A 4,127-nucleotide genomic window follows, 5' to 3' on the forward strand; every position below is an offset into this window, starting at 1 on the left:
AACCAATACACCTACTGAGTTTTCATAGAACTTTTGACACTACCCCTTTTCCTAATTATAACATATGTGATCCGGAAGCAAATGTCGAAAAATATTAGTAAAAATGCGAAAAAACCATTTTTGTAGTACAAAAGACACATTTTAGAACAAAAACCTGCTAGAAAAGTCCTTTTTTGGGCAAGTTATCCCCTCAAAAATAGCATTTTCGCAATTTTACATGGTAGCTGGGCCCAAGCTAAGATAAAGTCATCAATCAGAAAGGGGAATGGAAATATGATTAATCAAGTTACACTAGTTGGCAGATTGACAAGGGATCCGGAGTTGAAATTTACAACCGAAGGGACACCAGTCACACAAATTACGTTGGCCGTCAACCGTAATTATCGAAACCAAAATGGTGAAATCGATACAGACTTCGTTCAATGTACCCTTTGGCGAAAATCAGCCGAAAATACTTGCCAGTATTGCCGGAAAGGTGGAGTTCTTGGAATCACTGGGCGGCTGCAGAGTCGCTATTATGACAGTCGGGAGGGAAAAAGAATCTATATCACAGAGGTCATCGCTGAATCGGTCCGCTTCCTTAGTTCAAAACCAAAAGCCATAAACACAGAAGAAAGGAAAGAGGGAGGAGTTTCGGTTGGAATGTAGTAAGGAAAATGTCCGTAACTTGGAGCAGCTGCTGGAAAGTTTAATCAAAATGGTAGGCAAAGCGAATCAAAAAATAGACCATTTACAAACGCGGGTACGTCAGCTCGAATATCTTGTAAAAGAACAGCAGCTTGCACCAAAGGGCGGGCCTATCAGAATCTACCACCTAAGACCTCATGAACCCACCGAAGAAATTTCCCTTTAAATGACAATCTCCTGGACGATCATTTCCCCGCATTAGGTTGCCTTCATTAGAGAAAATCAAGATCTTGCCGCTATTTTCCCCAATTTCCGATTCCGGTTAATATGGTGCCGGAATTTTTTTCATAATACGGGGATATCAATAGACGAATTCGTCTTGTCCTAGCCTGCAAAAGAGCTAAGGGAAACATATCGCCATTAATGAAACTTTTTCCATTAGGCATGTATAAAAATTTTCGCAGCGGAAATACTATTTGTAAAAAACCCCCCTGTTTTTTGAGCTGCTGAATTTTCTGTGTCAGCAGCTTCTTTGTTTTTTCAGCCCCCTAATGAGACTACATTTTATCCTTATGCCGATTATTCGTTTTAATAAAGGAAACGATCGCATCGGCAAAAAAGGCTTTGCGTTTTGGTGGCATTAATTGAAGTTCAACAAGTGCCTTTTTCAAATTTGGCTCAACTTGAAGAAGCTGGTAAATGAGAGCTAAATCAGGATCCTCTAAACTTTCTCTAGCCATAAGCCCCGAATCTTTCGTACGGGGTTCTTGCTGGTTCAGTTCCATCAGTAAATAATCCTTGTCTATTTTAAAAACCTCGGCAAATTGCAATAGTGTTTGATAATCGGGTATATTTTTTCCTCTTTCATATCGGCTGATGGTAGAATGGTGCATCTTCATCAGTTTCGCAAGAGTTTCTTGAGACCAATTTTGCTTATCGCGCAGCATTCGAAGTTTTTCCCCTATGGACATCCTTATCACCGCCATAAAACAATGCTATTTTTACCATAGCGGGAAAGATGGTGAGGAAGTCTAAATGTGCACGGATTGCACATTATCTTATGTGAATATTGTGCACATTCGCATAAATAGCTTTTAAAGTAAATTAGGAGAAAAAGGAATTATGAAATTTCCGTCGAATAATGTTGTAAATTCATGTCATAAATAGGGGGGTATTTCTTTTTATGGGAATTAAAACGTTGTTGTTTATTGGTGAAAAGCCCAAAAGATCCAAAATAAAAACCACACGTAAACCAAAATTCTTCGATGCCGCCTTGCTATCATGTCAGTCACCTCATTTATTTAAGAATTCTCCATATCAAATCATTCATCTTAGCGATCGCCCCATCCATTCCTTTTACTTAAGTGATGAAGACATCAAAATGACATTCCTGCAGCATTCCATACAAATAGTTGGACAGAAACGCGAGATAAGTGACAAAGAGGCGCTTGATGCAGTAACAAATTTTCTCTTCAAAGAAGCGAATCGAGTGACAATTTTAAGTAATTTCCATAAAAGAAAGATAAAACCTAAATTAATGAAAGGAAAGAGATTACCAGAGAAAATCACATAACCTTTGGATTAAATACCGTTTTTTTACATCTTAAGACAAATTGTGATACTCTTTTAATGTTTTTGTAACATAACTGGTACATTGTTCTGTTATAAATATTGTTATTAAGGAGGGGAATATGCAATTGATAAAAAAGCGTATAGTTCTCGTGCTACTTACCATCTTGTTGAGCACATCAGGTTCAATGGCCGCCAATGCTCAAACAAGCAGTGAGGCCTTACATAATGCACAACAACAGCTAGAACAGCAACAACAAATTGTTAATCAAAAAGAACAAGAAAAGCAAACTGTCAACCAAGAAATACAAAGCATTCAACAAGAATTACAATCGATAAATAGTTATATTACAGAAAATCAGAAGGAAATGGCAGATACACAGAAAAAAATAGATGCCACAAACCAGCTGATTGAAAAGAAAAAAGAAGACATCGTGAACCTAGAAGACAAAATTCTTGCTCGTAAGGATATTATGAAGAAAAGAGCAGTCGCTCTTCAGCAAGATAATACTGTCAATATGTTTATTGACATATTATTTGATTCGAAAAGCATCGCAGATTTTATTCAGCGTGCGAGCGCAGCATCCACTTTAATGGATGCAGATAATACTATTTTAACAGAACAAAAGAATGACCTTCAAAAAATAGAAGAAGATAAAAAAGTGATTGACCAACAAGAAAAAATCTTAGAAGATCAGCAAAAAATTCTTGCAAGCAAACAACAAGAGCTGGCACAAAACTTACAAAAACGTCAGCAGGCTATGTCACAAATGCAAGACAAGTACAATCAAATTGTCAAAGAGCAAGCGCTTGCAGAACAACAAAAATCAGGTATTGAATCACAATTGAAGGATATTCAAGCGAGAATTGCTCAGGAAGAAGCGGCAGCAAAGGCAAGAGCCGCTCAGGAAGCTCAAGCAGCTCAAGAAACATCCTCTGCATCCGAAGTGCAAACTGGATCTACTTCTACTTCTAGTTCTGGGATGAACGGACAGGAGATGTATGTAACGGCAACTTCCTATACTCCATTTGATTCATACCATATTACAGCAGCAGGTTATGATATCGCAGCCAATCCAAATATGAGATTAATTGCAGTTGATCCATCGGTCATTCCATTAGGAAAACATGTTTGGGTAGAAGGTTATGGTGTTGCGATTGCTGGTGATACGGGCGGTGACATTAAAGGCCACCGAATCGATGTTCTCCTGCCAACCAAGGCTCAAGCAGAAGCCTGGGGCCGCAAAGTCGTGAAAGTAGTTATTTTAGATTAAGCCAAATAGATGAACTTGAGTTAGGATTCCGGAAATTTTCGGAATCCTTTTTCTTATAAAAATCGATTTCGATAATGGTCCAGCTCCGGCGCCTAGTCCCTCGTTATGTGCTCCGGCGCCATAGCTTATTCGAAGAGGCTTGCCTACCAGGAGGATTATTCGGAGAAGCAGGCAGGCTGACCAAGGTGCTTGCGCTTCTCTAAATCTCAGAGCTGCATTTGCATAAGTAGCAAAAGTTCAATCCCAATTCTTCCACGTAAAGAATAATTAATAGTGCTTTGCAATTTCTTGATCCACTTCTATAGCTCCTTTGAAAATAGCTGCCTTTTCAACATATATACCCAATCTATTATCATTTTTAACTAGACCTTTACTGTTTTGGGAAATTCTAAAAAACTCTAAGAAGGGTATAAATTTTTTAGATATACAAACGAACGTTCTATATTAATTTTGGAATTTTTAATCCAAAATAAAAGGCTCTACCCTGAAATAACTGTGGATAACTTTACTTTTAGCAGTTATTTCATTCATTGATGTGCCAATTTTTTTGCATGGATGTCTGTTAAAGGTGGATGTTGATTTTATGGCAAATAGGCGGAAGAATTCTTGCTAAATCAAGAAATTCATATAAATACCTATAAATAAGCGGATTTTTTT

At 37.8% G+C, this 4,127-nt stretch carries 5 protein-coding genes; 4 read left to right on the plus strand and 1 reads right to left on the minus strand.

Features of this window, described 5'->3' with window-relative positions; all coding sequences use genetic code 11:
* Positions 1-273 precede the first annotated feature (273 nt).
* Both BFU02S_RS14960 and BFU02S_RS14965 read left to right on the plus strand, forming a co-directional pair.
* On the plus strand, positions 274-648 hold the full coding sequence (locus BFU02S_RS14960; RefSeq protein ID WP_066372360.1) for a single-stranded DNA-binding protein: 375 nt from the start codon (positions 274-276) through the stop codon (positions 646-648).
* The gene (locus BFU02S_RS14965; protein WP_066372361.1) at positions 638-853 is read left to right on the plus strand and encodes a hypothetical protein; all 216 of its coding nucleotides are present in this window, start codon (positions 638-640) and stop codon (positions 851-853) included. The genes BFU02S_RS14960 and BFU02S_RS14965 overlap by 11 nt, the downstream gene beginning before the upstream one ends.
* 331 nt (positions 854-1,184) lie before the next feature.
* Here BFU02S_RS14965 and BFU02S_RS14970 read toward each other — a convergent pair whose 3' ends face one another.
* Positions 1,185-1,598, minus strand: a complete 414-nt coding sequence (locus BFU02S_RS14970; RefSeq protein WP_169797615.1) for a helix-turn-helix domain-containing protein — start codon at positions 1,596-1,598, stop codon at positions 1,185-1,187.
* A 212-nt stretch (positions 1,599-1,810) separates the two neighbouring features.
* Here BFU02S_RS14970 and BFU02S_RS14975 point away from each other — a divergent pair, with 212 nt between their 5' ends.
* Both BFU02S_RS14975 and BFU02S_RS14980 read left to right on the plus strand, forming a co-directional pair.
* Positions 1,811-2,200: a hypothetical protein gene (locus BFU02S_RS14975; protein ID WP_066372367.1), complete on the plus strand. Its 390-nt coding sequence runs from the start codon at positions 1,811-1,813 to the stop codon at positions 2,198-2,200.
* Between the two features lie 118 nt (positions 2,201-2,318).
* The gene (locus BFU02S_RS14980; RefSeq protein WP_066372370.1) at positions 2,319-3,470 is read left to right on the plus strand and encodes a 3D domain-containing protein; all 1,152 of its coding nucleotides are present in this window, start codon (positions 2,319-2,321) and stop codon (positions 3,468-3,470) included.
* Positions 3,471-4,127: the final 657 nt, after the last annotated feature.

Source organism: Neobacillus fumarioli NBRC 102428, from assembly GCF_001591485.1.
Classification (GTDB): domain Bacteria; phylum Bacillota; class Bacilli; order Bacillales; family Cytobacillaceae; genus Neobacillus; species Neobacillus fumarioli.

Coding starts and splice junctions, on each gene's coding strand:
- BFU02S_RS14970 (WP_169797615.1), bottom strand. CDS start 1,598: ATGTCCATAGGGGAAAAACTTCGAATGCTGCGCGATAAGCAAAATTGG.
- BFU02S_RS14975 (WP_066372367.1), top strand. CDS start 1,811: ATGGGAATTAAAACGTTGTTGTTTATTGGTGAAAAGCCCAAAAGATCC.
- BFU02S_RS14960 (WP_066372360.1), top strand. CDS start 274: ATGATTAATCAAGTTACACTAGTTGGCAGATTGACAAGGGATCCGGAG.
- BFU02S_RS14980 (WP_066372370.1), top strand. CDS start 2,319: ATGCAATTGATAAAAAAGCGTATAGTTCTCGTGCTACTTACCATCTTG.